Annotated in this window: 21 protein-coding genes; 9 read left to right on the forward strand and 12 right to left on the reverse strand. The window is 63.6% G+C overall.

The genetic code is table 11. The annotated features are described in order from the left end of the window. The first annotated feature begins 233 nt into the window (after positions 1-233). Entirely contained in the window at positions 234-1,256 is a 1,023-nt protein-coding gene (locus IRZ77_RS24100; RefSeq protein ID WP_085601516.1) for a quinone-dependent dihydroorotate dehydrogenase, read from the forward strand. 148 nt (positions 1,257-1,404) lie between these two features. On the opposite strand, the gene rmf is transcribed toward IRZ77_RS24100, so the two are convergent. Beyond that, a complete protein-coding gene (rmf, locus tag IRZ77_RS24105) occupies positions 1,405-1,620 on the reverse strand; it encodes a ribosome modulation factor (RefSeq protein ID WP_003248687.1) in 216 nt (71 codons plus the stop codon). A gap of 561 nt (positions 1,621-2,181) precedes the next feature. Between rmf and rlmKL the strand changes: the two genes are divergently transcribed. Further along, positions 2,182-4,374 carry a bifunctional 23S rRNA (guanine(2069)-N(7))-methyltransferase RlmK/23S rRNA (guanine(2445)-N(2))-methyltransferase RlmL gene (gene rlmKL / locus IRZ77_RS24110; protein WP_108481429.1) on the forward strand — a complete coding sequence of 731 codons (2,193 nt, stop codon included), beginning with the start codon at positions 2,182-2,184 and terminating at the stop codon, positions 4,372-4,374. Positions 4,375-4,468: 94 nt separating this feature from the next. After that, positions 4,469-6,859, forward strand: coding sequence for a sensor domain-containing diguanylate cyclase (locus tag IRZ77_RS24115; protein WP_196174533.1), 2,391 nt, complete (start codon positions 4,469-4,471; stop codon positions 6,857-6,859). Between the two features lie 136 nt (positions 6,860-6,995). Here the strand turns inward: IRZ77_RS24115 and dacB are convergent, their stop codons facing one another. The 8 genes from dacB to IRZ77_RS24155 form a co-directional block, all read right to left on the reverse strand. Further along, a complete protein-coding gene (dacB, locus tag IRZ77_RS24120; RefSeq protein WP_046616276.1) occupies positions 6,996-8,453 on the reverse strand; it encodes a D-alanyl-D-alanine carboxypeptidase/D-alanyl-D-alanine endopeptidase in 1,458 nt (485 codons plus the stop codon). Between the two features lie 186 nt (positions 8,454-8,639). Beyond that, on the reverse strand, positions 8,640-8,984 hold the full coding sequence (locus IRZ77_RS24125; RefSeq protein ID WP_004376110.1) for a YggL family protein: 345 nt from the start codon (positions 8,982-8,984) through the stop codon (positions 8,640-8,642). A gap of 41 nt (positions 8,985-9,025) precedes the next feature. Next, positions 9,026-12,658 carry an ATP-binding protein gene (locus IRZ77_RS24130; RefSeq protein ID WP_196174534.1) on the reverse strand — a complete coding sequence of 1,211 codons (3,633 nt, stop codon included), beginning with the start codon at positions 12,656-12,658 and terminating at the stop codon, positions 9,026-9,028. 8 nt (positions 12,659-12,666) lie between these two features. Then, positions 12,667-13,284, reverse strand: a complete 618-nt coding sequence (locus IRZ77_RS24135) for a response regulator transcription factor (RefSeq protein WP_046616274.1) — start codon at positions 13,282-13,284, stop codon at positions 12,667-12,669. 283 nt (positions 13,285-13,567) lie between these two features. Continuing rightward, a complete protein-coding gene (locus IRZ77_RS24140) occupies positions 13,568-14,899 on the reverse strand; it encodes a deoxyguanosinetriphosphate triphosphohydrolase (RefSeq protein WP_085601519.1) in 1,332 nt (443 codons plus the stop codon). A gap of 189 nt (positions 14,900-15,088) precedes the next feature. Beyond that, positions 15,089-15,418 (reverse strand): hypothetical protein, encoded by a 330-nt coding sequence (locus IRZ77_RS24145; protein WP_046616272.1) that lies wholly within the window; start codon positions 15,416-15,418, stop codon positions 15,089-15,091. Next, positions 15,415-15,789 carry a phage holin family protein gene (locus tag IRZ77_RS24150; protein WP_013971683.1) on the reverse strand — a complete coding sequence of 125 codons (375 nt, stop codon included), beginning with the start codon at positions 15,787-15,789 and terminating at the stop codon, positions 15,415-15,417. The genes IRZ77_RS24145 and IRZ77_RS24150 overlap by 4 nt, the downstream gene beginning before the upstream one ends. 9 nt (positions 15,790-15,798) lie before the next feature. Continuing rightward, positions 15,799-16,113 (reverse strand): DUF883 family protein, encoded by a 315-nt coding sequence (locus IRZ77_RS24155; RefSeq protein WP_046616271.1) that lies wholly within the window; start codon positions 16,111-16,113, stop codon positions 15,799-15,801. A gap of 313 nt (positions 16,114-16,426) precedes the next feature. Here IRZ77_RS24155 and IRZ77_RS24160 point away from each other — a divergent pair, with 313 nt between their 5' ends. The 5 genes from IRZ77_RS24160 to IRZ77_RS24180 all read left to right on the forward strand — a co-directional run bounded on the left by IRZ77_RS24160 (position 16,427) and on the right by IRZ77_RS24180 (position 19,796). After that, a complete protein-coding gene (locus IRZ77_RS24160) occupies positions 16,427-17,635 on the forward strand; it encodes an ammonium transporter (RefSeq protein WP_046616270.1) in 1,209 nt (402 codons plus the stop codon). Between the two features lie 71 nt (positions 17,636-17,706). Beyond that, entirely contained in the window at positions 17,707-17,946 is a 240-nt protein-coding gene (locus IRZ77_RS24165; protein WP_085601521.1) for a glutaredoxin family protein, read from the forward strand. A gap of 108 nt (positions 17,947-18,054) precedes the next feature. Continuing rightward, positions 18,055-18,486 carry a D-Ala-D-Ala carboxypeptidase family metallohydrolase gene (locus IRZ77_RS24170; protein ID WP_046616268.1) on the forward strand — a complete coding sequence of 144 codons (432 nt, stop codon included), beginning with the start codon at positions 18,055-18,057 and terminating at the stop codon, positions 18,484-18,486. A 65-nt stretch (positions 18,487-18,551) separates the two neighbouring features. Continuing rightward, positions 18,552-18,860 (forward strand): hypothetical protein, encoded by a 309-nt coding sequence (locus tag IRZ77_RS24175; protein WP_046616267.1) that lies wholly within the window; start codon positions 18,552-18,554, stop codon positions 18,858-18,860. A gap of 51 nt (positions 18,861-18,911) precedes the next feature. Further along, positions 18,912-19,796 carry a pseudouridine synthase gene (locus IRZ77_RS24180; RefSeq protein ID WP_046616266.1) on the forward strand — a complete coding sequence of 295 codons (885 nt, stop codon included), beginning with the start codon at positions 18,912-18,914 and terminating at the stop codon, positions 19,794-19,796. A gap of 59 nt (positions 19,797-19,855) precedes the next feature. Here IRZ77_RS24180 and IRZ77_RS24185 read toward each other — a convergent pair whose 3' ends face one another. The 3 genes from IRZ77_RS24185 to acnA form a co-directional block, all read right to left on the reverse strand. Beyond that, entirely contained in the window at positions 19,856-21,421 is a 1,566-nt protein-coding gene (locus tag IRZ77_RS24185; RefSeq protein WP_046616265.1) for a methyl-accepting chemotaxis protein, read from the reverse strand. 198 nt (positions 21,422-21,619) lie between these two features. After that, positions 21,620-22,396, reverse strand: coding sequence for a CPBP family intramembrane glutamic endopeptidase (locus tag IRZ77_RS24190; protein ID WP_196174535.1), 777 nt, complete (start codon positions 22,394-22,396; stop codon positions 21,620-21,622). A 78-nt stretch (positions 22,397-22,474) separates the two neighbouring features. After that, entirely contained in the window at positions 22,475-25,216 is a 2,742-nt protein-coding gene (gene acnA, locus IRZ77_RS24195; RefSeq protein WP_196174536.1) for an aconitate hydratase AcnA, read from the reverse strand. 216 nt (positions 25,217-25,432) lie between these two features. On the opposite strand from acnA, the gene rlmM reads away from it, so the two are divergent. Beyond that, entirely contained in the window at positions 25,433-26,497 is a 1,065-nt protein-coding gene (rlmM, locus tag IRZ77_RS24200) for a 23S rRNA (cytidine(2498)-2'-O)-methyltransferase RlmM (RefSeq protein WP_085601524.1), read from the forward strand. The last annotated feature ends 151 nt before the right edge of the window (positions 26,498-26,648 follow it).

A 26,648-nucleotide genomic window follows, 5' to 3' on the forward strand; every position in this document is an offset into this window, starting at 1 on the left:
CGGGCTTCGCCCGTGTTCGCGGGCAAGCCCGCTCCCACAGGGATCACGCCAGCTTTTAGAAATTGAGCAAGACAGTTGCTCCCACAGGTACAGCACAGCTTTTAGCCCTTGTGTTGTACCTGTGGGAGCTGGCTTGCCGGCAATGGGCTGCGCAGCAGCCCCACGATTTGCTGTCATGCCAGCCCCACGCTGGCTATAATCGCCCCCTCATTCACCCCGAGCCTTGCCCGCCCATGTATACCCTGGCCCGCCAGCTGCTGTTCAAGCTTTCTCCGGAAACCTCCCACGACCTGTCCCTGGACCTGATCGGCGCCGGTGGCCGTCTTGGCCTCAACGGCATGCTGTGCAAGCAGCCGGCGGCTTTGCCGGTCACGGTCATGGGCTTGAACTTCGCCAACCCGGTGGGCCTGGCGGCCGGCCTGGACAAGAACGGTGCGGCCATTGACGGTTTCGCCCAGCTGGGCTTCGGCTTCGTCGAAATCGGCACCGTCACCCCGCGCCCGCAGCCGGGCAACCCCAAGCCACGCCTGTTCCGCCTGCCGGAGGCAACGGCCATCATCAACCGCATGGGCTTCAACAACCTGGGCGTTGATCACCTGCTCGGCCGGGTGCGGGCTGCACGTTACAACGGCGTGCTGGGCATCAACATCGGCAAGAATTTCGACACCCCGGTGGAGCGTGCCGTCGATGACTATCTGATCTGCCTGGACAAGGTGTACACCGACGCCAGTTACATCACGGTCAACGTCAGTTCGCCAAACACCCCGGGCCTGCGCAGCCTGCAGTTCGGCGATTCGCTCAAGCAGTTGCTCGATGCCCTGGCCGAGCGCCGCGAGCAACTGGCCGGCACGCATGGCAAGCGCGTACCTCTGGCAATCAAGATTGCCCCGGACATGAGCGACGAAGAAACCGCCCTGGTCGCCGCGGCGCTGATGGAGTCGGGCATGGATGCGGTGATCGCCACCAACACCACGCTGGGGCGTGAAGGTGTCGAAGGGTTGCCGTACGGTGGCGAGGCGGGCGGCCTGTCGGGCGCGCCGGTGCTGGAGAAGAGCACCCATATCGTCAAGGTGCTGGCGGCCGAACTGAGCGGCAAGCTACCGATCATTGCCGCTGGCGGCATTACCGAAGGCCGCCATGCCGCCGAAAAGATCGCTGCCGGGGCGAGCCTGGTGCAGATCTACTCCGGCTTCATTTACAAGGGGCCTGCGCTGATTCGCGAGGCGGTGGACGCTATCGCTGCGATGCCTCGGTGATCTGCCGGCCATTCGCGGGCGAGCCCGCGAAGAAGCCAGCGCGGATGTGGATTCGAAGTCATAAAAAAGGGCCCCATCAAGGGGCCCCTGGGCCTTCGCCCGCCGCCCGGATAGGGCGTGCATGGTGAATCGAATTCAGTGTCCTCGTTCAGCCAACGGCGTGATTTTCGTTGAGTCTATGGATGCCAGCGGTGCCAGTCATTCCGTCCCAGTTATCACCGCGACCTTCACGCCAGCCGTTGATCCAGGCTTGGCGAACAGAAGGAAGATTGAAGGGGCAAAGTTCGCGGGATTTGCCGGTGACCCCATATTGGTAGCCACGTGAATATGCTCTTTCCAACGGATCACGCTTAAGTCTTCTCATAGGGTGTTGCCCTCACTTGTTGACTGTAATGTCCCGTCGGCCTCTCCGAGGCCGGGCAGAGTCTTTCTGCCGGTGTGCGCTCGCTGCCGGCGTGGCGAGCTGAAAGTGCCACCTCGTTGCGAAGCGGCCTGAGACCAGTTCTATCGAATGCGAGTCACGGTGTGAATGATCGATTTGTCATAAGCACGTAACCTTTCCAAGGGTGAGGGGATAAGTAAATAAATGCGACTCAACCTTATTTAGCGTTGAGCCCGCTATGATCAGGCTTTGCCGATCATTGACGTCATTTCGCCAGCGTTGCTCGCGGATGACAGAAATAATTTGAAATGCGACGAAGGGTCACACTGGCCCCGGCATCGCCAGAATTTTTCGTACTGCCTGATGATCTAAGCTGTCTTTGCCACTGGGCCAGGCACAGATCGGTCAGGCGGCCCGGCCTTCCACCGCACGCTTGTGTGCCGGGAAAGGCCACCCGCACGCCTGCTGGAAAGGTGTGCGGGCAAACATCGCGGGGCGATGCGTCGCCCCGTCAGTCAAATAGCCCAAGGCGCTGGATTACTCATGTCGGACCGTTTCGAACTTTACCTCACCTGCCCCAAAGGCCTGGAAGGCCTGCTTGCCGAAGAAGCGCGGGGCCTCGGCCTGGATGACGTGCGCGAGCACACCTCGGCCATTCGTGGCGCCGCCGACATGGAAACCGCCTACCGCCTGTGCCTGTGGTCACGCCTGGCCAACCGGGTGCTGCTGGTACTCAAGCGCTTCTCCATGAAGAACGCCGACGACCTCTACGACGGCGTGCACGCGGTCGACTGGGCCGATCACCTGGCGGCCGATGGCACCCTCGCAGTGGAGTTCAGCGGCCATGGTTCGGGTATCGACAACACCCACTTCGGTGCGCTGAAGGTCAAGGATGCGATCGTCGACAAGCTGCGCAACCGCGAAGGCCTGCGCCCGTCGGTGGAAAAGATCGACCCTGATGTGCGCGTGCACCTGCGCCTGGACCGTGGCGAAGCCATTCTCTCCCTTGACCTTTCCGGGCACAGCCTGCACCAGCGTGGCTACCGCCTGCAGCAAGGCGCCGCGCCGCTGAAGGAAAACCTGGCGGCGGCGGTGCTGATCCGCGCCGGTTGGCCGCGCATTGCCGCCGAAGGTGGCGCGCTGGCCGACCCGATGTGCGGTGTGGGTACCTTCCTGGTCGAAGCGGCGATGATCGCCGCAGATATCGCGCCCAACCTGAAACGTGAACGCTGGGGCTTCAGTGCCTGGCTCGGCCATGTACCGGCGTTGTGGCGCAAGGTGCATGACGAGGCGCAGGCGCGGGCACAGGCCGGTCTGGCCAAACCGCCGCTGTGGATCCGTGGTTACGAAGCCGACCCGCGGCTGATCCAGCCAGGCCGCAACAACGTCGAGCGCGCCGGCCTGGGTGACTGGGTGAAGATCTACCAGGGCGAAGTCAGCACCTTCGAGCCGCGCCCGGACCAGAACCAGAAAGGCCTGGTCATCAGCAACCCTCCCTATGGCGAGCGCCTGGGTGACGAAGCCAGCCTGCTGTATCTCTACCAGAACCTCGGCGAGCGCCTGCGCCAGGCCTGCATGGGCTGGGAGGCGGCGGTGTTCACCGGCGCGCCGCAGCTGGGCAAGCGCATGGGTATTCGCAGCCACAAGCAGTACGCGTTCTGGAACGGCGCCTTGCCGTGCAAGCTGCTGTTGTTCAAGGTGCAGCCCGACCAGTTCGTTACCGGCGAGCGCCGCGAGGCGCAGCCTGAAGGCACGGAAACCCGCCAGCAGGCAGCACCAGCCAGCGAACCGGCGCGCCTGTCGGAAGGGGCGCAGATGTTCGCCAACCGACTGCAGAAAAACCTCCGGCAACTGGGCAAGTGGGCCCGCCGTGAGCAGGTCGATTGCTACCGCCTGTACGATGCCGACATGCCCGAATACGCCCTGGCGGTCGACCTGTACCAGGACTGGGTTCACGTGCAGGAATACGCCGCGCCACGTTCGGTCGACCCGGACAAGGCCCAGGCACGCCTGCTCGACGCGCTGGCAGCCATCCCGCAGGCCCTGGGCATTTCGCCGCAGCGTGTGGTGCTCAAGCGTCGCGAGCGGCAGAGCGGCACGCGCCAGTACGAGCGTCAGGCTACCGAAGGCCGCTTCCAGGAAGTGAACGAAGGCGGCGTCAAGCTGCTGGTCAACCTCACCGACTACCTCGACACCGGCCTGTTCCTCGACCATCGCCCGATGCGCATGCGCATCCAGCGCGAAGCAGCCGGCAAGCGCTTCCTCAACCTGTTCTGCTACACCGCCACGGCGACCGTGCATGCGGCCAAGGGCGGCGCGCGCAGCACCACCAGCGTCGACCTGTCGAAAACCTACCTGGACTGGGCGCGGCGCAACCTGGCGCTCAATGGCTTCTCCGAACGCAACCGCCTGGAGCAGGGCGATGTGATGGCCTGGCTGGAAGGCAACCGCGACAGCTACGACCTGATCTTCATCGACCCGCCTACCTTCTCCAACTCCAAGCGCATGGAAGGCGTGTTCGACGTTCAGCGTGACCACGTGCAGCTGCTGGACCTGGCCATGGCCCGCCTGGCGCCGGGTGGCGTGCTGTATTTCTCCAACAACTTCCGCAAGTTCCAGCTGGACGAGCACCTGATGGCGCGTTACGCGGTGGAGGAAATCACGGCCCAGACCCTGGACCCGGACTTCGCTCGCAATAACCGTATCCATCGCGCCTGGCGTCTGCAGCTTCGTTGAGGCGACGAGGTACATTGCACGGCTAATGGCCAATAGCTATAACTGAGTGCAGGGCAAGATAATCCGCAGGACGCTGACGTGACGAGATGGGTGTATGTCAAAGGGTGGCGTGCGTGCGCGGTTGCTTGGCCTGTGCACAGAGGCGGTGTCCGCCTGGGCGGTGGCCCTGGTTGCCCTGGTCGTAGGCGGCCTGTTGACGGCCGTCCTGGCGTTAGCCACGCAAACCTTCTACAAGCAGCAGCTGCGCCAGCGCTTCGAGCTGCTGGCCAGCGAGCGTTTCAGCCGTATCGCCGAGCGGTTTGACGAACAGCAGCAGCGCCTGGACGGGCTGCGGCGGTTTTTCAGCTTTTCCAACGAAATCACCCCACACGAGTTCGACGGCTACGCCAGGCCATTGCTGCAGCGGACCCTGGCCTACGCCTGGGCGCCGCGTGTCGAAGCCGCGCAACGCGCCGAGTTCGAGCGCCAGGCCAGTGCGCATTCCGGTCCGGGCTATGTGATCCGCGACCAGGATCAGCAAGGCCAGTGGCGGCCATCCCCCCAGCGCGACCATTACTTCCCGGTACTCTATACCCAGTCGGGTGAATTGCCCGGGCTGCCCTATGGGCTGGACCTCGCCGGCCAGGAAGAGCCCCTGGCGGCCCTGTCGCGGGCGCTGGGGCCGGGCAGCATGGCGGTTTCCGAGCCACTGCCCATGTTCGATACCAGCTCGGATGCGCGTGGCCTGCTGATGGTGGCGCCGGTGTTTTCCGATGCCAACCCCCGCGGCGCGGCAGTAGGCTATGTGACGGCCTTGCTGAGCATGCGTGAACTGGTCAGTGACGGGCGCCCGGTTTCGGCAGACGACAACCTGGTAGTCCGTATCGTCGACCCCACCGGGCTGTATGGCCCCGAAGTGATGTTCGATTCGCAGAACCCGGTCGCCCCCCTGCCGCTGGCCACCAACCAGCTGTTGCACCTGGCTGACCACCACTTCCAGCTGAGTATCCGGCCGAGTCTGGCCTTCGTGCGCGCCAACCGTTCCTCCGCGGTGTTGGCCGTGAGCCTGCTGGGCGGCTTGTTGAGCCTGCTGCTCAGTATCTTGCTCTACAACCTGTTCAGCCAGCGCCAGCGTGCCTTGGCCCTGGTCGAGCAGCGCACTGCCGAGCTGCGGGTCAGCGAGCAGTCATTGCGTGGCACCCACAACCAGCTGCGCAGCGTACTGGATGCCGCAACCCAGGTGGCGATCATCGCTACCAACCTCAAGGGCGTGGTCAGTACCTTCAACGCCGGCGCCGAACGCATGCTCGGTTACCCCGCCAGCGAGGCGATCGGCCAGCTGCGCCTGGAGGACCTGGTGCTGCCCGAGGAATTGAGCCTGCGTACCCATGCCTTGAGCCTGCGTTACGGCCGACCGATTGAAGGTGGCCAGGCCATGTTCGCCGAAACGGTGCAGGAGCATGGTGCCGAGCCGGGGGAGTGGACCTTGTTGCGCGCCGATGGCAGCCAACTGGTGGCCAACATGCTGGTCACCGCCATGCTCGATGAACAGGGGTTGTGGATCGGTTACCTGGCGATCTGCATCGATGTCACCGAACGGCGTCGGGTGCATGAGGCGCTGGCGGCCCGTGACCGCCTTCTGGAAAAGCTCAGTGCCGAGGTGCCGGGCGGCATTTATCAGTACCGCCTGGATGGCAACGGCCATTCCTGCTTTCCGTATGCCAGCATGGGCCTGTACGACATATACGAAATTGACCTGCAGCAGTTGCGCGAGGATGCCACGGCGGTATTCGAGCGCATCCACCCGGATGACCTGGAGCGCGTGCGCCGCTCGGTGCGTTACTCGGCCGAACACCTGACGCCCTGGCGCGAAGAATACCGGGTCTGCCTGCCGCGTGCCGGGCTGCGCTGGGTGCGTGGCGAGGCGACACCGGAGGTGGGCGAGCAGGGGTGCACCTTGTGGCATGGCTACCTGACCGACATCTCCGACCTCAAGGGCGTGGAGGAAGAGTTGCGTGCGCTGTCGGTGACCGACTCGCTGACCGGCATCCATAACCGCCGTTACTTCCAGGAGCGGCTCAAGCTCGAACTGGAACGTGCCCAGCGCGATGGCCTGGCACTGGCGGTGATCATGCTCGATATCGATCACTTCAAGCGCATCAACGACCATTTCGGCCATGCCGTCGGCGACCGCGTGCTGCGTAGCTTGTGCCTGCGTATCGGCCAGCGTTTGCGGCGTACCGATGTGTTCTGCCGGCTGGGCGGCGAGGAATTCATGGTGCTGTGCCCCGGCAGCGATGCCGAGCAGGCCCGGTTGCTGGCGCTGGAGCTGTGGCATGGGGTGCGCAATGTGCCGGTGGAAGGCGTGGGCAGGGTGACCGCGAGTTTTGGTGTGGCGGGCTGGCGACCGGGGGAGGGGGCCGATGCTTTGCTGTTGCGGGCTGATGCCGGGGTATATGCGGCCAAGCAGGCCGGGCGGGATCGGGTGGAGGGGGAGTTGGCCTGATCGTTTTTGGTTGTCGGTACCGGCCCCTTCGCGGGCTTGCCCGCTCCCACAGGTACTGCACCGTTATTGAACTTGGTGCAATACCTGTGGGAGCGGGCAAGCCCGCGAAGAGGCCGGTACTGGCTACCTATACCTATCAGTTGGCCGCTGTGCTGCCGGCCAGTTTCGGCTGGCGGTACAGGTCCAGCAGCACCTGGTCGAGCACCTGCGAGGCGCCCCACGGTTTCGGATCGTTGAGGATCGCCGCCACTGCCCAGGTATGGCCGTTGCTGTCACGGCTGAAGCCGGCAATTGCCCGCACGGTGTTCAGCGTGCCGGTCTTGATGTGCCCTTCGCCGGTCATGGCAGTACGCTTCAGGCGCTTGCGCATGGTGCCGTCCATACCCACCAGCGGCATCGAGCTCATGAATTCGGCAGCATAAGGGCTCTTCCAGGCGGCCTGCAGCATCGCGGCCATTTCCCGAGTGCTGACCCGTTCGGCGCGCGACAGGCCGGAACCGTTTTCCATCACCAGGTGCGGGGCGGTAATGCCCTTCTTCGCCAGCCACTGGCGCACCACGCGCTGGGCAGCGCGAGCGTCGTCACCGTCGGCATCGGTGCGGAACTGTGCACCAAGGCTCAGGAACAGCTGCTGAGCCATGGTGTTGTTGCTGTATTTGTTGATGTCGCGGATCACTTCCACCAGGTCTGGCGAGAAGGCACGGGCCAGCAGGCGAGCGCCCTTGGGCACGTTCTCGAAGCGGTCGCCACCCTGGATGCTGCCACCCAGCTCGTTCCAGATAGCGCGCACGGCACCGGCGGCGTAGGTCTGGTGATCGAGCAGTGACAGGTAGGTCTGCGAGTTGCAGCCGTCACCCAGCTGGCCGCTGACCGTTACGCTGATGCCATCGGCCTGTTGCACCGGGTTGTAGCGCACGTCACCCGAGCACTGTTTGGAGGCCACCGCCTTGACCTGGTTATCGATGCGGATGCTGGCAATCGGCGGTTCGACCGCGATGGTGACCTTGCCGCCATCGTTGCGGGCCACGAAACGCAGGGCCTTGAGGTTGACCAGCAGCGAGTCGGGCTTGACCAGGAACGGCTTGTTCACATCGCCGCCGTCGTCGTTGAACTGCGGCAGATTGGGCTGCACGAAGTGGCTGCGGTCCAGAACCAGGTCGCCGGTGATGGTGCGCACGCCATTGGCGCGCAGGTCACGCATCAGCAGCCACAGCTTCTCCATGTTCAGTTTTGGGTCGCCGCCACCCTTGAGGTACAGGTTGCCGTTGAGTACACCGTTGCTCAGGGTGCCGTCGGTGTAGAACTCGGTTTTCCACTGGAAGGTCGGGCCCAGCAGTTCGAGGGCGGCGTAGGTGGTGACCAGTTTCATGGTCGAGGCCGGGTTGACCGAGACATCGGCATTGAACACGGTCGGTGTGCCGGGGCCGTCAAGCGGCAGCATCACCAGTGACAGGGCAGAATCCTGCAGCTTGTTGGCCTTGAGGGCCTGCTGCACCTTGGCAGGCAGCGTGGTGTTGACGGCGGCGGCCTGGCTGGGCAGGGCGAGTGGCAACAGCAGGCCGGCAAGAACGAGGGGACGAAGCGTTTTGATCATGATCGATAAATACCCTACGGCGAGGGAAAAGGGCATTGGGGCTGTAAGGGATGATGGCCCCAGGGTGAAAGAATACGCATTATGCCCCAAGCGCAGCGACGATGCGCCACGTTCGACGGAAAAGCACCCCCAATAAAAAAGGCCACCCCTTGGGGTGGCCTTTTCAGCGATCGAGCCGGGCCGGTATTACTCGGCCTTGTTGATCGGCTTTTCCGGGTACCAGGCGTCCAGCAGCGGGCTGACTTCGATCTTGGTCAGTTCGCTACGGCCTTTGAGCCAGGCTTCAACGGCTGCACGCTGTTCTTCGCTGACCGAGCCACGTTTGACCGAGCACACCAGGCCGAAATCGTCACCGCCTACATAGTCCAGGCCATTGGCATCCATGGCTTCTGCCAGGAACGCGTCGAGGAAAGCATCGATTGCCTGGTCATCCAGATCTTCCTTGAATTCCAGGTTCAGCTCGAAGCCCAATTCCTGAAACTCGTCGACACACAGCTTCTTGCGCAGACGACGGGAGCGGTTTGTGGCCATGAAACAATCCTCTTAGGTAATAACGCCGCGCAGTCTACCAGTTAACACGCGTGGCTGCCTGCCTGTGTGCAGGTGCCTGTGGCCAGTTCCTTGGCCAGGGCACGTTCTACCCGGCACATATGTCGCGCCAGTGCCTGGCGCCGCAGGCGCAACTGGGCGGTAGGCAAGCCGCTTGCTTCCAGGGCTTCGCAGGCCTTCATCAATGCGGGGGCTTCCAGCATCCGCGCGGCGCTGAGCACCTTGTGCGCCTGTTCGGCAATGGCATCGCTGTCGTGCTGCGGATTCAGTGCCATCAAGGTGGCCAGGTCGGCCTGCAGGCTCTGCTGCAACGCCTGCAGGAAGCGCTGGCGGTCGTTCGGGTCTTGGCCGACCACTGTGGCCAGGCCGTCCAGGTGGTACAGCTTGCGCCGCGGTTTGTGTTGGCGGTGCGGGCGTATGCCGGCCAGGCGTTGGCTGAGCGTGCCCAGGCTGATCGGCTTGAGCAGGCAGTCGTCCATGCCGGCGCTCAGGCACTTGCGGCGTACCTCTGGCTGTGCGTTGGCGGTGTAGCCGAGAATGGTGCAGCGCGGCCGCCTGCCATGGCGTTCCTCGGTGCGTACGGCGGTGGCCAGCTGGTAGCCGTTCATGTGCGGCATGTTGCAGTCGAGCACCAGCACATCGAAGTCGCCCGCCCGCCAGGTGGCCAAGCCTTCGCGACCGTCGCGGGCGCTGGTGTGCTTCAGCCCCAGGTAGCCAAGCTGCTGTGCCATCAATTGCAGGTTGGCTGGATGGTCGTCGATCACCAGCACGTTCAGCCTTGGGTCGGGCACATCGAGGTTCTCTATCTGCCGGGCCGGCTGCGCCGCAGCGTCAACCCGCTGCAGCGGCATCTTCAGTCGCACCTGGGTGCCGACATCCTCCAGGCTCTTGATGGTCAGGCTGCCGCCCATCATTTCGCACAGGTTGCGACAGATGGCCAGGCCCAGCCCGGTACCCGCACGGGCGCTCTGGCTATGCGGGTTGGCCTGGATGAACGGGTTGAACAGGCGTTGCAGGTCATCTGCGTGGATGCCGATGCCGCTGTCGCGTACTTCCAGCTCCAGCACGGCAGGGGTGGTGGTGCCGTCGTCCACCAGGCCGACGCAGATGCGCACCTGGCCATGCTCGGTAAACTTGATGGCGTTGCTTACCAGGTTGGAAAGGACCTGCTTGAAGCGCAGGGGGTCAAGCAGGGCATGGCAGCGTGCGGCCGGTGCGATCATAACCTCCAGGGCCAGGCCTTTCTGCCGCGCCTGGCCTTCGAAAATGCGCCCCACCGATTCGACCAGGGCTGCAAGGTCGACGGCCTCCGGGGCAAGGGACAAGTGCCCCGACTCGATGCGCACGATGTCGAGGATATCGCCGATCAGGCCCAGCAGGTCCTTGGCCGAATGGTGGGCCAGTTCCAGCGCGCTGCGGTCTACCCGGCCTTGGTCGGCGCGCTTGACTGCCAGCTCGAGCATGCCGATGACTGCATTCATCGGGGTACGGATTTCATGGCTGATGGTGGCCAGGAACGTGCTTTTGGCGCGGTTCGCATCGTCGGCCTGCTGCTTGGCCTGGCGCAGCTCCATGACCAGATGGCGGCGTTCGCTGATGTCGATCCAGCCACCGATGATGCCCTGTACCACACCCAGTGAGTCGCGGTACGGCAGAATCCAGTGGTAGATGGTCATTTCCCGGCCCTGGATCCGTAGTGGCCGGTCCATGATCAGTGGCGAGCCTTCGGCCATCACCTTCAGGTAATCGGCGTGGATCTGCCGGGTCTGCTCGCTATCGGCGAACAGGCTACCCTCCAGGTTCTTGCCGATGACCTCCTCGGACCGGGCCTGCACGGCTTCGAGGTAGCTGTAGTTGCAGCTTTGCAGGCGGCCCTCGCGGTCACGCACGTACATGGGGTGGGGTGTGCCGTTGAGCAGGGCGCGCATGAATGCCAACTGGTCGTTCAGCGCCCGTTCGGCACGTTGCCGTTGGCGAATCTGCAGACGCAGGCGGGCATTCCACAGCAAGGCCAGGAGCAATAGCACGGCGGTGCCCAGTACCACTTGAATCGCCAGCCTGCGGTAGCCGTGGTCATTGCCATCCTCGTGCAGGCTGAAGCCGCGCCAGCGGTTGTTGATGACCCCCAGTTCTTCCGGCGAGATGCTCAGCAGCGCCTTGTCGAGGATCGACACCAGCACCTGCGATGGGGCACTGGTGGCCATGGCGAAGTTGGCGGGTTCGCTGCCGACGGTGGCCCGGATGACCAGTTCCGGGTTGCCGGCCAGCGCGTGGTTGGCGTCGATCAAAGTGGTGATCACTGCATCGACGGCACCGCTGTTGAGCAACGCCATGGAATAGAACGAGCTTTCGGTCTCGACCCAGCCGATTTGCGGATAGTGCCTCGACAGCATGGCGTCCATGGCGCTGTAGCGGGTGATGGCGATGCGATGACCCTGCAGTTGTTCCAGCGAGGTGAGGGGTTGTTTGTCCTTGCGGCTGACCAGCACATAGGCGCTTTCAAGGTAGGGCTGGCTGATTTGCAGGTCGTCTTCGTTCACCCCGCCGGTGGCCAGTGCAGCGATGACATCGGCGCGGCCATCCTTGAGGCGGGCAATCATGTCGGCAAGGCCGCTGGCGCGCTGTACCTCGAAACGCAAGCCGGTGCGCAAGCGAAGGAGTTCGAGCAGGTCAGCGGTGATGCCGCGAAAATGCCCCGAGCCATCGAAATACGAGACAGGTGCAGCGGTGTCATCGATTGCCACACGCATCACCGGGTGGTCCTTCAGCCATTGTTCTTCGGTGTCGGTCAGTTGCAGCTTGCGGTCGGTCAGCAGTTGGTCGCTACCAGCGCTCCAGCGTTTGAAGATACTGGCGCGTATGGCCGAAGTCTGTCTGTCCAGGGTGGCGTTCACCATCTGCATCAGCACCCTGTCCTCGTGGCGCAGGGCAAAACCGAAGCCGATGGCTTCGTGCTTGCCGAAACTGGCCATGCGCAGGCGTGGCAGGTGGCCGCGATTGAGCTGGTAGTGGGTGGAAATGGTATCGCCGATGAACACGTCGGCCTGGCCGAACGCCACGGCACTCAAGGCCTCGCTGGATGAGCCGAAGGCCAGCAGCTCGGCCTTGGGGTAGGCGCTTTTCACCTCCTGCCGCGGCAGGTAGTGGTAGAGCATGCCCAGGCGCATGCCGGCCAGGCCCATGTCCAGCGCCCGGCTTTCGTCCTCGCGGGTTACCAGCACCGGTTGGTCGATGGCATAGGGGTGCGACAGGGCAAGGCCATCGCTGGCCGCTTCGTAGCCATTGGCGCTGCCAAGCAGGTCGATATCGCCCTGGCGCAGCGCCTCCACCGCCGCTTGCCGGCTGGAAAAGCGCAGCACACGCACGGGCAACTGCAGGGCGTTGCCGATCAGGCTCGCATACTCGGCGGTAAGGCCTTGGTAGTCGCGGCCCCCACTGGTGATGTCGAATGGTGGGTAGTCCGGTGCCGAGGTACCCAGCACCAGTTCCTGACGGCCTTCGAGCCATTGCCGTTGCTCGTCGGTGAGCGCAGGCAATGCCGGCCTGGCCGATGAGCGTGCCAGCAAGGTATAGGATGAAGCTTCGTGGTGGGTTGCCTGTGCCACGCCGCTGAACAGGAGCAGGGTGAACAGCAGGCGAACTATGAGCTGCGCCATGACTACCCTCAGACCAGCGCGTTGCGTTTGGCCATTTCAATCAGGTCGACCAGCGTATTGACCTGAAGTTTGTGCATGAGGCGCTTCTTGTAGGTACTGACGGTCTTGCTGCTGAGGAACATGCCCTTGGCAATTTCCTTGTTGCTGCGGCCTTGGGCGAATAGTTGCAGTACCATCAGTTCGCGGTCATTTACCTGGCGGAAAAGTTGCAAGTCGGCATCTACCGCATGGTCATGCTTGATTGCCTGGCTGGGGAAATAGTTGTAACCAGCCAGCACGGCCTTGATTGCACTGAGCAGTTCGCTCAGGTCTTCCTGTTTGCACACATAGCCTGCAGCACCCGAGTGCATGCAGCGTACGGCAAACAATGCGGGAGATTGCGCGGTCAGTACCAGCACCTTCAGGGGCAGGGCCATGGCCTGGAACCGGGCAAGCACCTCCAGCCCGTCCAGCTTGGGGATGCTGATGTCGAGGATGACCAGGTCGGGCGAGGTTTCGCGAATCATCTGCATGGCGTCAACGCCGTTGTCCGACTCGCCGACAACCTTGTAATTCTGGTTTTCCAGCAACATACGAACGGCCAGGCGGATGACGGGATGGTCGTCGACGATAAATATGGAATGCATGTTCAACTTCCCTGCGGGCGATTGAGGATGACAGGCGGCACCTTATCGCAGTTGAAAGTCATCGGGCATGCGAGGAAGGGCTATTAGCCCTATATGGGAAATGGCTTACAAGATAAAACAATTCGGGCTACGAACCAGGCACATTTAACTCAATGTCAAAACGTGATTGGTAACTTTTCATTTATTTTTATTCGTGTTGTTTAACTTGTCGCCAGTGTATGTAGGAAGTTTCCCACAAAGTACGGTGCAGCTCCGGGCAATGCCCGGGTTGCACCGTCAGGGCTCAAGTCGGGCTGGAGCGCCCGGTCATTTCCCGGGCCATTTCGCTGGCATAGCTGTCGGTCATCCCGGCGATGAAGTCGATCATGCGCAGGAAGGCGCTGTGCAGCGAGCCGTGCGGGTCGGGGGCATTGTTGCCGATCAGGTCCAGTACCCGGCGGCTCTTGAACGAGGGTGTGCGCCCACCGTGCTGCTCGAGGGCCGCCCCGCAGAAGGTGTTCAGCAGGATCTCCAGCGTGGTGTAGGCGCCGATTTCGTGCAGGGTCTTGCGCTTGTCCTGGAAGATCTTGTTGCGTGCCATGGCCTTGGCCTGCAGCACGCAGCGCTTGGCCGGGCCGTGCATGTGTTCGACCAGGTCGCCCGCAAGCTGGCCGGCCAGCAAGGCCTGCTGCTGCTCGACGAAGGCGCGAGCGGCAGCGTTGGTCAGGTGCTCGATGGCCTTGCCGCGCAGGATCGCCAGCTTGCGCCGCCGGGAGTCGCCAGGGCCGAGCTGGCGGTAGGTTTCCGGCAGGTCATCGCCGACTAGGTCGAGCAACAGCGCTTCGACTTCAGCGTACTGCAACAGCTCCATTTCCAGGCCGTCTTCCAGGTCGATCAGCGCGTAGCAGATGTCATCCGCAGCCTCCATCAGGTAGACCAGCGGGTGGCGCGCCCAGCGCTGGTGTTCCAGTTGCGGCAGGCCGAGCTTGCGGGCGATCTGCTCGAGCAGCGGCAGCTCGCTCTGGTAACTGCCGAACTTGTGCTTCTTGTAGCCCAGGGCGTCGGCGTGGCGTGCGCTCCATGGGTACTTCAGGTAAGTACCGAGGGTGGCATAGGTCAGCCGGGTACCGCCGTCGAACTGGTGGTATTCCAGCTGGGTGAGTACGCGAAAGCCTTGGGCGTTGCCTTCGAAGTTGAGGAAGTCGGCGCGCTCGTCGTCGCTCATGTCGTCCAGCCAGCCACGCCCGGCGGCCTGCTGGAACCAGTGGCGGATGGCGTCTTCGCCAGAGTGACCGAACGGTGGGTTGCCGATGTCATGGGCCAGGCAGGCCGACTGCACGATCATCCCCAGGTCGCTGGGGGCGCACCAGTCCGGCAGGCTGTCGCGCAGGGTTTCGCCGACGCGCATGCCCAGCGAGCGGCCAACGCAGCTGACTTCCAGCGAGTGGGTCAGGCGTGTGTGGATATGGTCGTTGCTGGAAACAGGATGCACCTGGGTCTTGCGCCCGAGACGGCGGAAGGCTCCGGAGAAGATGATGCGGTCGTGGTCCTTGTGAAAGGGGCTGCGCCCGAGTTCATCGGCGCTGTACAGGGCTTTGCCCAAGCGTTCGCGGGTGAGCAGGGTGTGCCAGTCCAAGGCGCGGTCTCCTGTGGATCGAGGGGTATAGCTTCCGGTGTCCGGAAGGGCGGCGCAAGGGGTAAGCCTGTAAGGGCCCTATCGCCGGCAAGCCGGCTCCCACAGGAATCGCACATGGCGTGAGACCGATGCGGTCGAGGTGGGAGCCAGCATGCCGGCGACAGGGCCGGTGCTGTCGACGGAAAACGCTCAGGGGCGGCGGCTGCCTTGCAGGTACAGGCGCAGCAGCGGCAGCAGGCCGGTGCCCAGGCGCAACAGCCGCGCCAGGTTGCCGCTGCGCACACCTTTGCCGGTGAGGAAGCCCAGCGCCACCACGGCGCCAATCCCCCACAGTGGCGCATGCTTGATGCCCAGCCCGTCGTGCAGCGAGCTGCCCATGCCGCGCACGCGGCGCAGCGGCTCCAGCAACTGCGCGGACTCGTGGCGGATTTCCTGGCGGTGCATTTCCATGCGCAGGCGCAGCAGCGCCTTGCGCAGTTCACGCGGGTTACGGGTGTTTGGCAGTTCTGGCAGGCTCATGGCAACAGGCGCTCCCGGTCCTTGGCAAGTTCCTCTAGGGTGGCGCCGAAGGGCGACGACTCGTCGAACACCGCTGCTTTCAGGCGCAGGCCGCAATACAGCGCGGCGATGCCGTAGAACACGCACAAGCCGATGATGCCGGCCAGGCGATAGCTGTCCCACAGCAACACCAGCAACAGCCCGGACAGCGCCGTCAGCAGCAGCAGGGCGAATACCAGGGCCAGGCCAGCGAACAGCAGCAAGCTCAATGTGCGACCCTTCTGCTCCTGCAACTCAATGCCGAACAATTCGATATGGCTGTGCAGCAGCCCCAGGGCAGCCGCGCCCAGGCGCTTGCCCGAGGCGCTGGCGCCGTTGGCGTCGTTCTCCATGGGAACCCCTTAGCGCCGGTTGGCTAGCAGGCCGATCAAGAGGCCGACGCCCGCGGCAATGCCGATCGCCTGCCATGGTTTTTCCTGCACGTACTGTTCGGCACTGCCCAGTGCTGCGTGGCCGCGCTCGCGCACCGAGTCCTGGGTCAGCTGCAGGTTTTCGCGGGCCTGGGCCAGGCGATCGTGGATCTGTGCGCGCAACTCGTCAGCCTGGTCGCCGGCCAGGTTGGCGGTGTCGGCCAGCAGCTTCTCGGTATCGCGGACCAGTGCCTGGAAGTCAGCCATCAATATCTCTTGTGCAGTCTTTGCCGATTTGCTGGCCATGGGTGTCTCCCTGTCGATGGATGTTGGTAGTTCGAGTGATAGCAAGCGCGGAAGGTTCAAGTGCCGGCGCTGGTATGGGCCTTGCTAAGCCTTTGCCACGTTGCGGGGCGCCCCAGGCGGGTATTGCGCCGATTCAGGGCGCCAGCGCAGCGGATACCGATAAACCTTAACCCAATCCACGACAAACCCAAGAAAAAACCACGCAGGCTCCGCCCGGCTCACCGAAACAGGGCAGGGGGCTGGCACCGATTCGGTGCAGGGATGCAGGTTCTTGAACTGTCCTGGTGCCTTTTTCAGCAGGTCTGCCTATTTCATGGAAAACATGCACAGCGCGATGGACTCCCTGGTCCACGGTTCCAACACCCTGTTCATTCTCATGGGCGCCATCCTGGTGCTGGCCATGCACGCCGGCTTCGCGTTTCTCGAAGTGGGCACGGTGCGCCACAAGAACCAGGTCAACGCCTTGTCGAAAATTCTCAGCGACTTCGCTATCTCGGCACTGGTGTACTTTTTCATCGGTTACTGGATCGCCTACGGTGTCAGCTTCTTCCAGCCGGCGGCGGCGCTGGCGGCCGACCATGGCTATGCGCTGGTCAAGTGCTTCTTCCTGCTGACCTTCGCCGCGGCGATCCCGGCGATCATCTCCGGGGGTATCGCCGAGCGGGCGCGCTTCGTGCCGCAACTGTGTGCCACGGCGTTGATCGTGGCGTTCATCTACCCGTTCTTCGAGGGCGTGGTGTGGAACGGCAACCTGGGCGTTCAGGCCTGGTTGCAGGCACGCTTCGGCGCGCCGTTCCATGACTTTGCCGGCTCGGTAGTGGTGCATGCCATGGGCGGCTGGCTGGCGCTGGCGGCGGTGTTGCTGCTGGGCGCGCGCCGCGGGCGCTACCGCGATGGCCGGCTGGTGGCGTTTGCGCCGTCGAGCATACCCTTTCTGGCATTGGGGTCGTGGATCCTGATCATCGGCTGGTTCGGCTTCAACGTCATGAGTGCCCAGACGTTGCAGGGTGTCAGCGGCCTGGTGGCGATCAACTCGCTGATGGCCATGGTCGGTGGCACCCTGTCGGCCCTGCTGGCCGGCCGTAACGACCCGGGCTTCCTGCATAACGGGCCGCTGGCCGGGCTGGTGGCGGTTTGTGCAGGTTCCGACCTGATGCACCCGATCGGTGCGCTGGCCACCGGCCTGGTGGCGGGCGCGCTGTTCGTCTGGACCTTCACTGCGGCGCAGAACCGCTGGAAGATCGACGATGTGCTGGGTGTGTGGCCCTTGCATGGTCTGTGCGGTGTGTGGGGCGGCCTGGCCTGCGGCATCTTCGGCCAGGAGCTGCTGGGTGGCATGGGCGGTGTCAGTCTGGCCAGCCAGTTGCTGGGCAGCCTGATGGGCGTGGTGGTGGCACTGGCTGGCGGTTTTGCCGTGTATGGTGCAATCCGCGCGCTGCACGGGCTGCGCTTGAGCCATGAGCAGGAGTTCCAGGGCGCGGACCTGTCGCTGCACCGTATCGGCGCCACCAGCCAGGATTGAGCCACGTCAGGTGCACGGGGGGCAGGACGGACCTAGAATAGGTTTCTCCCTGTCAAATCGGACTTGCCCCCATGCTGCCTGAATGCCAACTGTTCGGCACCCTCGGCTGCCACCTTTGTGAAGTGGCCGAGGCCGTGCTGATGCCCTTCGTCGACCATGGCCTGCTGGTGGAGCTGGTCGACATTGCCGAGAACGAAGCCATGTACGAGCGCTATGGCCTGATCATTCCGGTGCTGCGCCGCTGTGACAATGGCGCCGAGCTGCACTGGCCGTTCGATGCCGGACAGGTGGTGGCGTTTCTCGAGCAGTAACAGCGCCAGGGGAGGTTTGTCCCTGCTCCATGCAGTGTGTTGCGTTGTGATGATCCGCTGCCGGCACGTTGAGGCCGGCATCCATCACCGGTCATCAGGAATCCAGCCATGCGCATTTCTCCCCATTTCACCCTCGATGAAATGACCATTTCGCAGCTCGCCGCCAGGGAAGGGCTCGACAACAATCCTCCCGCTGAAGCGCGTGCCAACCTGCAGTTGCTGTGCAATGCACTCGAGCAGGTGCGTGCGTTGTTCGGCGCACCAATCATCGTCAGCAGCGGCTATCGCAGCCCCGCAGTCAACCAGCGCATTGGCGGGGCGTTGACGAGCAAGCATCTGCAGGGGCTGGCGGCTGACTTCACGGTGATTGAAGTGAGCCCGCGCGAGGTGGTGCGCCGTATCAGCGAAAGCGCCATCCCCTTCGACCAGCTGATCCTCGAATTCGATAACTGGGTGCACCTGGCTGTGTCGCGTAGCGCCCCACGACGCCAGGTGCTGACCATCCGCAAAGGCACCGGCTATCTGCCGGGCCTGCAATGAAGCGCATTGACGGCGGCAAGGGGATGTTCGTATGCTGTATATAAATACAGTATCGAGGTAAAGCCATGCTCAATGTCGAGCAACTCAAGTACAGCGTCAACCGCATGCCCGTCGAGCGGGTGGCCGACGCTGTTCTGGAACTGCGCCTCGAAGGCTTGGTGACCGACGACCGCACTCCGTTCGGCAAGGTCCATTTCAATACCTGCTTCGCCGAAATCGAGGCCCTGTTCCAGCGTGCCGGCTACCACCGTGGGTTGGACGTGGTGGGTTACCAAGGGTTGCTCTATGCCCTCTACGACCCGGGGCGATGGGAGCCGGTGCAGGTGTTGCGATGGCTGAAGGAGCGCTGCGAGGCCATTGCCAAGGCTGGTTGAGGGCGCGGGCTTGGGGGATAATGCGCGGCCGTGAACGTTTCGAGCCCTGCCATGACCACGCCTTTCGACCCCGCCCGCCAGCAAGCCAGCACGGTGTGCCTGCCTCCCGGTAACTGGGCGACGGTGCTTGACTGCCTGTGTGACCATTTCAAGGCCATCGACCGCGCCCAGTGGCTCGACCGCTTTGCCCGTGGTCGGGTGCTGGATGCCGAGGGGCGGGCGGTTTCTGCCGAACTGCCTTACAAGCGCGGTATGCGTTTGCATTACTTCCGTGAGGTGCCGAACGAGCGGCCGATCCCGGTGCAGGAGACCGTACTGCATGTGGATGAGCACCTGGTGGTAGCCGACAAGCCGCATTTCCTGCCAGTGACGCCGACAGGTGAATACGTCGAGCAGACCTTGCTGCGCCGCCTGATCCGCCGCCTGGGCAACCCGCATCTGGTGCCGTTGCACCGTATCGACCGGCACACTGCCGGGCTCGTGCTGTTTTCCGCCAACCCGCAGAGTCGCAGTGCCTACCAACGGTTGTTCCCCGAACGGCGCATCGACAAGCGCTACCAGGCCATTGCCGCGGCCATGCCGCAGCACGATTTCCCGCTGGTGCACAAAAGCCGCCTGGTACATGGCGAGCCGTTTTTCCGCATGCATGAAGTAGAGGGGGAGGCCAACAGCGAAACCCTGGCCGAAGTGCTGGAGAAAAATGGCGAGCTGTGGCGTTACGGGCTGTCGCCGGTGACTGGCAAGACCCATCAACTGCGTGTGCACATGGCGGCATTGGGGGCGGGGATCTGCAATGACCCGTTCTATCCGCAGTTGCTAAACGAAGAGGATGATTACCAGCGGCCACTGAAGTTGCTGGCGCAGAGCCTGCGCTTTGCAGACCCGCTGAGCGGGGAAGAGCGCTATTTCGAGAGCTGCTTGCAGCTGGATTGGTAGTCTGGACGGGGTCGTTGTAGGAGCGGCCTTGTGTCGCGATGGGCCGCTCCTACAGGGCCCTAGCGGTTGAACCGCTCTACCAGCGAGTACTGGGTACCCGCCGTGCTGGTCAGCTCTTCGCTGAGCAGCGCCGAGTGCTGGGCCTGTTCGGCAGTCTGGTCGGCCAGGTCGGCAATGGTGCTGATGTTGCGGCTGATCTCGTCAGCCACTGCAGTCTGCTCCTCGGTCGCTGCAGCAATCTGGGTGGCCATGTCGGTAATGTTGGCCACCGCTTCACTGATGCCCACCAGCGCCTCGTCGGCCTGCATTACACGGTCGACGCCTTCCTGCGCCTGGCGATGGCCGGTTTCCATGGTCAGCACGGCATTGCTGGCAGTTTGTTGCAGCTTGGCGATCAGGCCGTGAATCTGCCCGGTGGATTCGGCAGTGCGCTGGGCCAGCTGGCGCACTTCGTCGGCCACCACGGCAAAACCTCGGCCCATTTCACCGGCACGTGCCGCTTCGATGGCCGCGTTCAACGCCAGCAGGTTGGTCTGGTCGGCGATGCCCTTGATCACGTCGACCACCCCACCAATCTCATCGCTGTCCTTGGCCAGTTGCGTAACCGTCTGGCCGGTCTCGCCCACCGCCGCCGACAGGCGTTCGATGGCCTCGCGGGTTTCACCGGCAATCTGCCGACCCTGGCTGGTCAGGCGGTTGGCTTCCTGGGTGGCATCGGCGGTTCGCTGCACGTGGTTGGCCACTTCCTGGGTGGTGGCGGCCATCTGGTTGACCGCAGCGGCAACCTGCTCGGTCTCCACCCGCTGGCGCTCCAGGCCTGAAGAACTCTTGTGCGCCAGCGCGTCGGACTGGCGCGCCTGTTCGCTGAGGTGTTCGGCGCTGTCCTGCAGGCGGGTCAGGCAGGTTTTCATGCGCGCGTCCTGGCTGAGCATGGCCATTTCCAGGCGCGCCTGCACGCCACGGCTGTCGGTGTACATCTGCGCGATCAGCGGGTCGGAGGTGGTCTGTTCGGCCAGGCGCAGCAGGCGCTTGAGGCCGCGCTGTTGCCAGCTCAGGCCCAGCAGGCCCAGCGGTACGGAAAGCCCGGCAGCCAAGGCGAAGCCCCAGGAATGGCCCAGCCAGTTGCCGATCAGGAAGCCTACCTGGCTGATCAGAATGAACGGCAGCCAGTCCTGCAGCACCGGAAGCCACTTGTCCCGGCGTGGTATCGGCGGTTTGCCCTGGTTGATGCGCTGGTACAGCGCCTCGGCGCGACGGACCTGCTCGGCGGTAGGTTTGACCCGCACCGACTCGAAGCCGACCACCTGATTGTTGTCGAAGATCGGCGTGACGTAGGCGTTGACCCAGTAGTGGTCACCAGACTTGCAGCGGTTCTTGACGATGCCCATCCACGGCTGGCCCTGCTTGAGGGTTTGCCACATGTGGGCAAACACCGCTGGCGGCACATCCGGGTGGCGTACCAGGTTGTGCGGCGCACCGGTCAGCTCTTCGCGGGTAAAACCACTGATCTCGATGAAGGCATCGTTGCAGTAAGTGATCACACCTTTGGCATTGGTGGTGGAGATCAACCGCTGCTGGGCAGGGAAAGTCCGTTCTCTCTGGGTAATCGGCTGGTTGTTACGCATGGGTTGATAGTCCGCAGGGCTTTCGACAGATATCGGCAAGCCGCTGGTTTTATTGAATGAATAATTAATGTGCTTGATCTATAGCAATAAGCCAGCACGTGATCTGGTTTACCCAGCGAGCACGTTCAAGCAAGTTAGCGTCATTATTGCGTTTTTACTGCTTTTTCATGACGGATAGGTCGAATGATGACCGATTAGCTAGCCAAGAGCCAGCATCGGGTAGCTGAACAGGGTGAAGTGCACCAGGTTAAGGGCGAAATGGCAGAGTACCGCCGCCGCCACACCGCCCCAGCGGTACGCCAGCCCGTAGCCGATTCCGGCAAGGGTGGCCAGGTACACCCATTGCCAGCCGGCTCCCAGGTGGGCCAGGCCGAACAGCAAGGCGGCGGCGAACAATCCTGCCCCTTGGTGGCGCAGCAGCCGTTGCAAGCCGGCCTGGATGTAACCGCGGAACAACAGTTCTTCGGTCAGGCTTACCAGCAGCAGGTTGTTCAGCAGCCAGAGCCAGGCTTGGTCGGGCCATTTCGGGGCCCAGGCCAGCATGCCCAGTGCCCAGGCACCGCCCAGGCATGCAAGCAGGGTCAGGGGCAGGGCATACAGCAAGCTGCTGGCCAGGCCCTGGCTGCGCCACAGGAACAACCAAGGGCAGGCCAGCAGCAGCCAGGCGCCGATCAGTGGTTTGTCCAGGTTCAGGTACATCGTGAAGGGCAGGGCGCCGGGGCTGAGGACTACGCCGTCGATGACCTTGGCTGCGTTGAAGCCGGGCAACCAGTGCAATGCCAGGGCAATGGCCAGCAGGATGAACACCGTGTGGCCGAGGGCTTGTTGCCAGCGCTGGGGGCAGCGAGCGAGCAGGGCACCGGCAAGCAGGGCGAGAAAGGTGGGCAGGGTGGTGATGCCGAGGTTGCCGTGGCTCAGGGCAAGGGTGTAGCCAAGCGCCAGGAGTAAAAGTGCGATCAGGTGGAGGCGAGGCACAAGTGGTCCTTCTGATTGAACGATGTTGGGTCTGCTGCGCGGCCCATCGCCGGCACAGCAGCCCCAAGCATACCCGCCTCAACCAGCAATCAGCTGGCGCAACACATAATGCAATATTCCCCCGGCCTTGAAGTACTCCACTTCATTCACGGTATCGATCCGGCATAGCACCTCGATCTGCTCCTGCTGCCCATCCTCGCGGGTGATGCGCAAGGACAGGCTCATGCCCGGGTGGATCTGCGCGCCGTCCAAGCCCAGCACATCGATCTTCTCCTTGCCGGTCAGGCCCATTTGCTTGCGGTTGTGCCCGGCCTTGAACTGCAGCGGCAGTACGCCCATGCCTACCAGGTTGGAGCGGTGAATGCGCTCGAAGCTTTCCGCCAGTACCGCCTTGACCCCCAGCAGGTTGGTACCCTTGGCTGCCCAGTCGCGGCTCGAGCCGGTGCCGTACTCCTGGCCGGCGATCACCACCAGCGGGGTGCCTTCCTGCTGGTAGCGCATGGCCGCGTCATAGATCGACAGCTTCTCGCCACTGGGCACGTGCAGGGTGTTGCCGCCTTCTTCGCCCGCCAGCATTTCGTTGCGGATGCGGATGTTGGCGAAGGTACCGCGCATCATCACTTCATGGTTGCCACGCCGCGAACCGTAGGAGTTGAAGTCGCGGGGCTCCACGCCCTGCTCACGCAGATAGCGCCCGGCCGGGCTGTCGGCCTTGATGTTGCCGGCTGGCGAAATATGGTCGGTGGTCACCGAGTCACCCAGCAGCGCCAGGATCCGCGCACCCTGGATGTTGGTGATCTGCGGGGGTGGCCCGCCGATGTTTTCGAAGAACGGCGGATGCTGGATATAGGTGGAGTCGGCCTGCCACACGTAGGTGGCCGCCTGCGGTACCTCGATCGCCTGCCACTGTGCATCGCCGGCGAACACCTCGGCGTATTCCTTGTGGAACATCGCCGTGTCGACCTTGGCCACGGCAGCGGCGATTTCCTGCTGGCTGGGCCAGATGTCGCGCAGGTATACCGGCTGGCCATCCTTGCCGGTGCCCAGCGGCTCGCGGGTCAGGTCCAGGCGCACGCTGCCGGCCAAGGCATAGGCCACCACCAACGGCGGCGAGGCCAGCCAGTTGGTCTTGACCAGCGGGTGCACGCGGCCTTCGAAGTTGCGGTTGCCCGACAGCACCGATGCCACCGTAAGATCGGCGCTGCCGATGGCGTTTTCGATCGCTTCATCCAGCGGGCCGGAGTTGCCGATGCATGTGGTACAGCCATAGCCGACCAGGTCGAACCCCAGTTGGTCCAGATAGGTGGTGAGCCCGGCGGCCCTGAAGTAGTCGGTGACCACCTTGGAGCCTGGCGCCAGTGAACTCTTGACCCAGGGTTTGCGTTGCAGGCCTTTTTCCAGAGCCTTTTTCGCCACCAGCCCGGCGGCCATCATCACGCTGGGGTTGGAGGTATTGGTACACGAGGTGATCGCGGCAATCACCACGGCGCCATCGCGCAGGGTGTGGGTCTGGCCTTGATGACTGTAGTCGATCTCCCCGGCCTGGTCGGCGTTGCCCACCGCCACGCCGCCGCCACCTTCGCTTTCCAGGCGGCTGACTTCTTTGGCCAGCGGTTTGGGTTGCAGTTCGATGAAGTGGTCGAAGGCCTGGCTGACCTGGCCCAGGGCCACCCGGTCCTGCGGCCTTTTTGGCCCTGCCAGGCTGGCCTCGACCTCATGCATGTCCAGCGCCAGGCTGTCACTGAACAGTGGCTCCTGGCCGGGCTGCCGCCACATGCCCTGGGCTTTGCAGTACTGCTCGACCAGTTGCACGGTCGCCTCTGGGCGGCCGGACAGGCGCAGGTAGTCCAGGGTCACCTGGTCGACCGGGAAGAAGCCGCAGGTGGCGCCGTATTCCGGGGCCATGTTGGCGATGGTCGCACGGTCCGCCAAGGGCAGCTCGGCCAGGCCGTCGCCATAGAACTCGACGAACTTGCCCACCACGCCCTTCTTGCGCAGCATCTGCGTCACTGTCAGCACCAGGTCGGTGGCGGTGATGCCTTCGCGCAGCTTGCCGGTCAGCTTGAAGCCGATCACTTCGGGGATCAGCATCGACACTGGCTGGCCGAGCATGGCTGCCTCCGCTTCGATGCCGCCCACGCCCCAGCCGAGCACGCCCAGGCCGTTGATCATGGTGGTGTGCGAGTCGGTACCCACCAGGGTGTCGGGGAAGGCATAGGTGAGGCCATCTGCCTCGCGGGTCCAGACGGTGCGGCCGAGATATTCGAGGTTGACCTGGTGGCAGATGCCGGTGCCCGGCGGTACCACGCTGAAGTTGTCGAAGGCGCTCTGGCCCCAGCGCAGGAAGGCATAGCGCTCGCCGTTGCGCTGCATCTCTATGTCGACGTTTTCGCTGAAGGCCTGTGGCGTGCCGTAGCGGTCGACCATCACCGAATGGTCGATCACCAGGTCCACGGGTGATAGTGGGTTGATGCGCTGCGGGTCGCCGCCGGCCTTGGCCATGGCTGCGCGCATGGCGGCCAGGTCGACCACGGCCGGCACACCGGTGAAGTCCTGCATCAGTACCCGCGCCGGGCGGTACTGGATCTCGCGGTCGGAGCGTCGCTCGCCCAGCCATTGGGCGAGGGCGCGCAGGTCGTCGCCGGTGACGGTCTTGCCGTCCTCCCAGCGCAGCAGGTTTTCCAGCAGCACCTTCAGCGACATGGGCAGGCGTTGCAGGTCGCCCAGTTGGCGGGCGGCCTCGGTGAGGCTGAAGTAGTGGTAGGTCTTGTCGCCGACCTGTAGGGATTTGAGGGTATTCAGGCTATCGAGCGAGGGCATTGCCAACTCCTTCTGCGCCGGTGCCTGGCAACATTTGCCGGTGGCACCGCTCTGTATCGATCCGCACGGCACGGACCTGGCTGAAAGGTCAGGTTAGACCGCTTTGCGCCACCTGACCCTTTTCTGGACCGGCGGGGCATGTCGCAGGTTCCGATCTTCCTTTATCATCGCCGCCCTGCCGGCGCCTGTGGCGCGCCAGCCGTAGTGGAGTGAGAGATGAATACCCTGTTCATGCATTGCCGGCCCGGTTTCGAGGGTGAGGTGTGCGCCGAAATCAGCGAACATGCCGCCCGCCTGGGTGTTGCCGGCTATGCCAAAGGCAAGCCGCAAAGTGCCAGTGCCGAGTTTGTCTGTAGCGAGGAGGGCGGTGCCGAGCGCTTGATGGGGGAACTGCGCTTCAACCAGCTGATTTTCCCGCGGCAGTGGGCCCGTGGCGGTTATGTCGAACTGCCGGAGAGCGACCGCATCAGTGTGCTGCTGGCACACCTGGCCGGGCTCCCGGTGTTCGGCAGCCTATGGCTGGAGGTGCTGGACAGCAACGAAGGCAAGGAATTGTCCACCTTCTGCCGCAAGTTCGAGGTGCCACTGCGCAAGGCCCTGGAAAAGGCCGGCCGCCTGGTCGACGACCCCAGCCGCCCGCGCCTGCTGCTCACCTTCATCAGCGGTCGCCGGGTTTTTGCCGGTGTTGCTCCGGCCAACAACAGTGCGCTGTGGCCCATGGGCATCCCGCGCCTGAAATTCCCCCGCGAGGCGCCCAGCCGCTCGACGCTCAAGCTGGAAGAGGCCTGGCACCAGTTCATCCCGCGCGAGCAGTGGGAGCAGCGCCTGGGCGATGACATGACCGGCGTTGACCTGGGGGCCTCGCCGGGTGGCTGGACCTACCAGTTGGTGCGCCGGGGCATGCTGGTGACCGCCATCGACAACGGGCCGATGGCCGAAAGCCTTATGGATACCGGCTTGGTCCAGCACCTGATGGCCGACGGTTTCACCTGGCAACCGAAGCAGCCGGTGGACTGGATGGTGTGCGATATCGTCGAGAAGCCGGCGCGTACCACCTCGCTGATCGAGACCTGGCTGGGCGAGGGGTTGTGCCGTGAAGCTGTGGTCAACCTGAAGCTGCCGATGAAACAGCGCTATGCCGAAGTACGCCGGCTGCTCGACCGCATGGAGGCGACCTTCAAGGCGCGCAAGATCAAGGTGTCGATTGCCTGCAAGCAGCTGTATCACGACCGCGAGGAAGTGACCTGCCATCTGCGCCGGATGGACTTGAAACCGCGCTAGTACAGCGAACCGCTTTGTTCTTTTACTTGCTCTCGCTCTCGCTTCGGCTTTTGCTTTTAAGCGCGCGATAGTTCAGGCGCCGCCGATTGCGACTTCAGGAGGCCGAGCGAAGGGACTGCGGAGGGAGGTGACGGGCATGGATGCCCGTCAA

Source organism: Pseudomonas pudica (genome assembly GCF_015680405.1).
In the GTDB taxonomy this organism is placed as follows: Bacteria; Pseudomonadota; Gammaproteobacteria; order Pseudomonadales; family Pseudomonadaceae; genus Aquipseudomonas; species Aquipseudomonas pudica.

Bases quoted from the DNA above. Each gene is read 5' to 3' on its own strand.
- IRZ77_RS24165 (WP_085601521.1), top strand. From the start codon at position 17,707: ATGCTGCCTGAATGCCAACTGTTCGGCACCCTCGGCTGCCACCTTTGT.
- IRZ77_RS24125 (WP_004376110.1), bottom strand. From the start codon at position 8,984: ATGGCCACAAACCGCTCCCGTCGTCTGCGCAAGAAGCTGTGTGTCGAC.
- IRZ77_RS24135 (WP_046616274.1), bottom strand. From the start codon at position 13,284: ATGCATTCCATATTTATCGTCGACGACCATCCCGTCATCCGCCTGGCC.
- rlmKL (WP_108481429.1), top strand. From the start codon at position 2,182: ATGTCGGACCGTTTCGAACTTTACCTCACCTGCCCCAAAGGCCTGGAA.
- IRZ77_RS24180 (WP_046616266.1), top strand. From the start codon at position 18,912: ATGACCACGCCTTTCGACCCCGCCCGCCAGCAAGCCAGCACGGTGTGC.
- IRZ77_RS24115 (WP_196174533.1), top strand. From the start codon at position 4,469: ATGTCAAAGGGTGGCGTGCGTGCGCGGTTGCTTGGCCTGTGCACAGAG.
- IRZ77_RS24100 (WP_085601516.1), top strand. From the start codon at position 234: ATGTATACCCTGGCCCGCCAGCTGCTGTTCAAGCTTTCTCCGGAAACC.
- IRZ77_RS24145 (WP_046616272.1), bottom strand. From the start codon at position 15,418: ATGAGCCTGCCAGAACTGCCAAACACCCGTAACCCGCGTGAACTGCGC.
- rlmM (WP_085601524.1), top strand. From the start codon at position 25,433: ATGAATACCCTGTTCATGCATTGCCGGCCCGGTTTCGAGGGTGAGGTG.
- IRZ77_RS24175 (WP_046616267.1), top strand. From the start codon at position 18,552: ATGCTCAATGTCGAGCAACTCAAGTACAGCGTCAACCGCATGCCCGTC.
- dacB (WP_046616276.1), bottom strand. From the start codon at position 8,453: ATGATCAAAACGCTTCGTCCCCTCGTTCTTGCCGGCCTGCTGTTGCCA.
- IRZ77_RS24130 (WP_196174534.1), bottom strand. From the start codon at position 12,658: ATGGCGCAGCTCATAGTTCGCCTGCTGTTCACCCTGCTCCTGTTCAGC.
- IRZ77_RS24155 (WP_046616271.1), bottom strand. From the start codon at position 16,113: ATGGCCAGCAAATCGGCAAAGACTGCACAAGAGATATTGATGGCTGAC.
- rmf (WP_003248687.1), bottom strand. From the start codon at position 1,620: ATGAGAAGACTTAAGCGTGATCCGTTGGAAAGAGCATATTCACGTGGC.
- IRZ77_RS24185 (WP_046616265.1), bottom strand. From the start codon at position 21,421: ATGCGTAACAACCAGCCGATTACCCAGAGAGAACGGACTTTCCCTGCC.
- IRZ77_RS24170 (WP_046616268.1), top strand. From the start codon at position 18,055: ATGCGCATTTCTCCCCATTTCACCCTCGATGAAATGACCATTTCGCAG.
- IRZ77_RS24150 (WP_013971683.1), bottom strand. From the start codon at position 15,789: ATGGAGAACGACGCCAACGGCGCCAGCGCCTCGGGCAAGCGCCTGGGC.
- acnA (WP_196174536.1), bottom strand. From the start codon at position 25,216: ATGCCCTCGCTCGATAGCCTGAATACCCTCAAATCCCTACAGGTCGGC.
- IRZ77_RS24160 (WP_046616270.1), top strand. From the start codon at position 16,427: ATGGAAAACATGCACAGCGCGATGGACTCCCTGGTCCACGGTTCCAAC.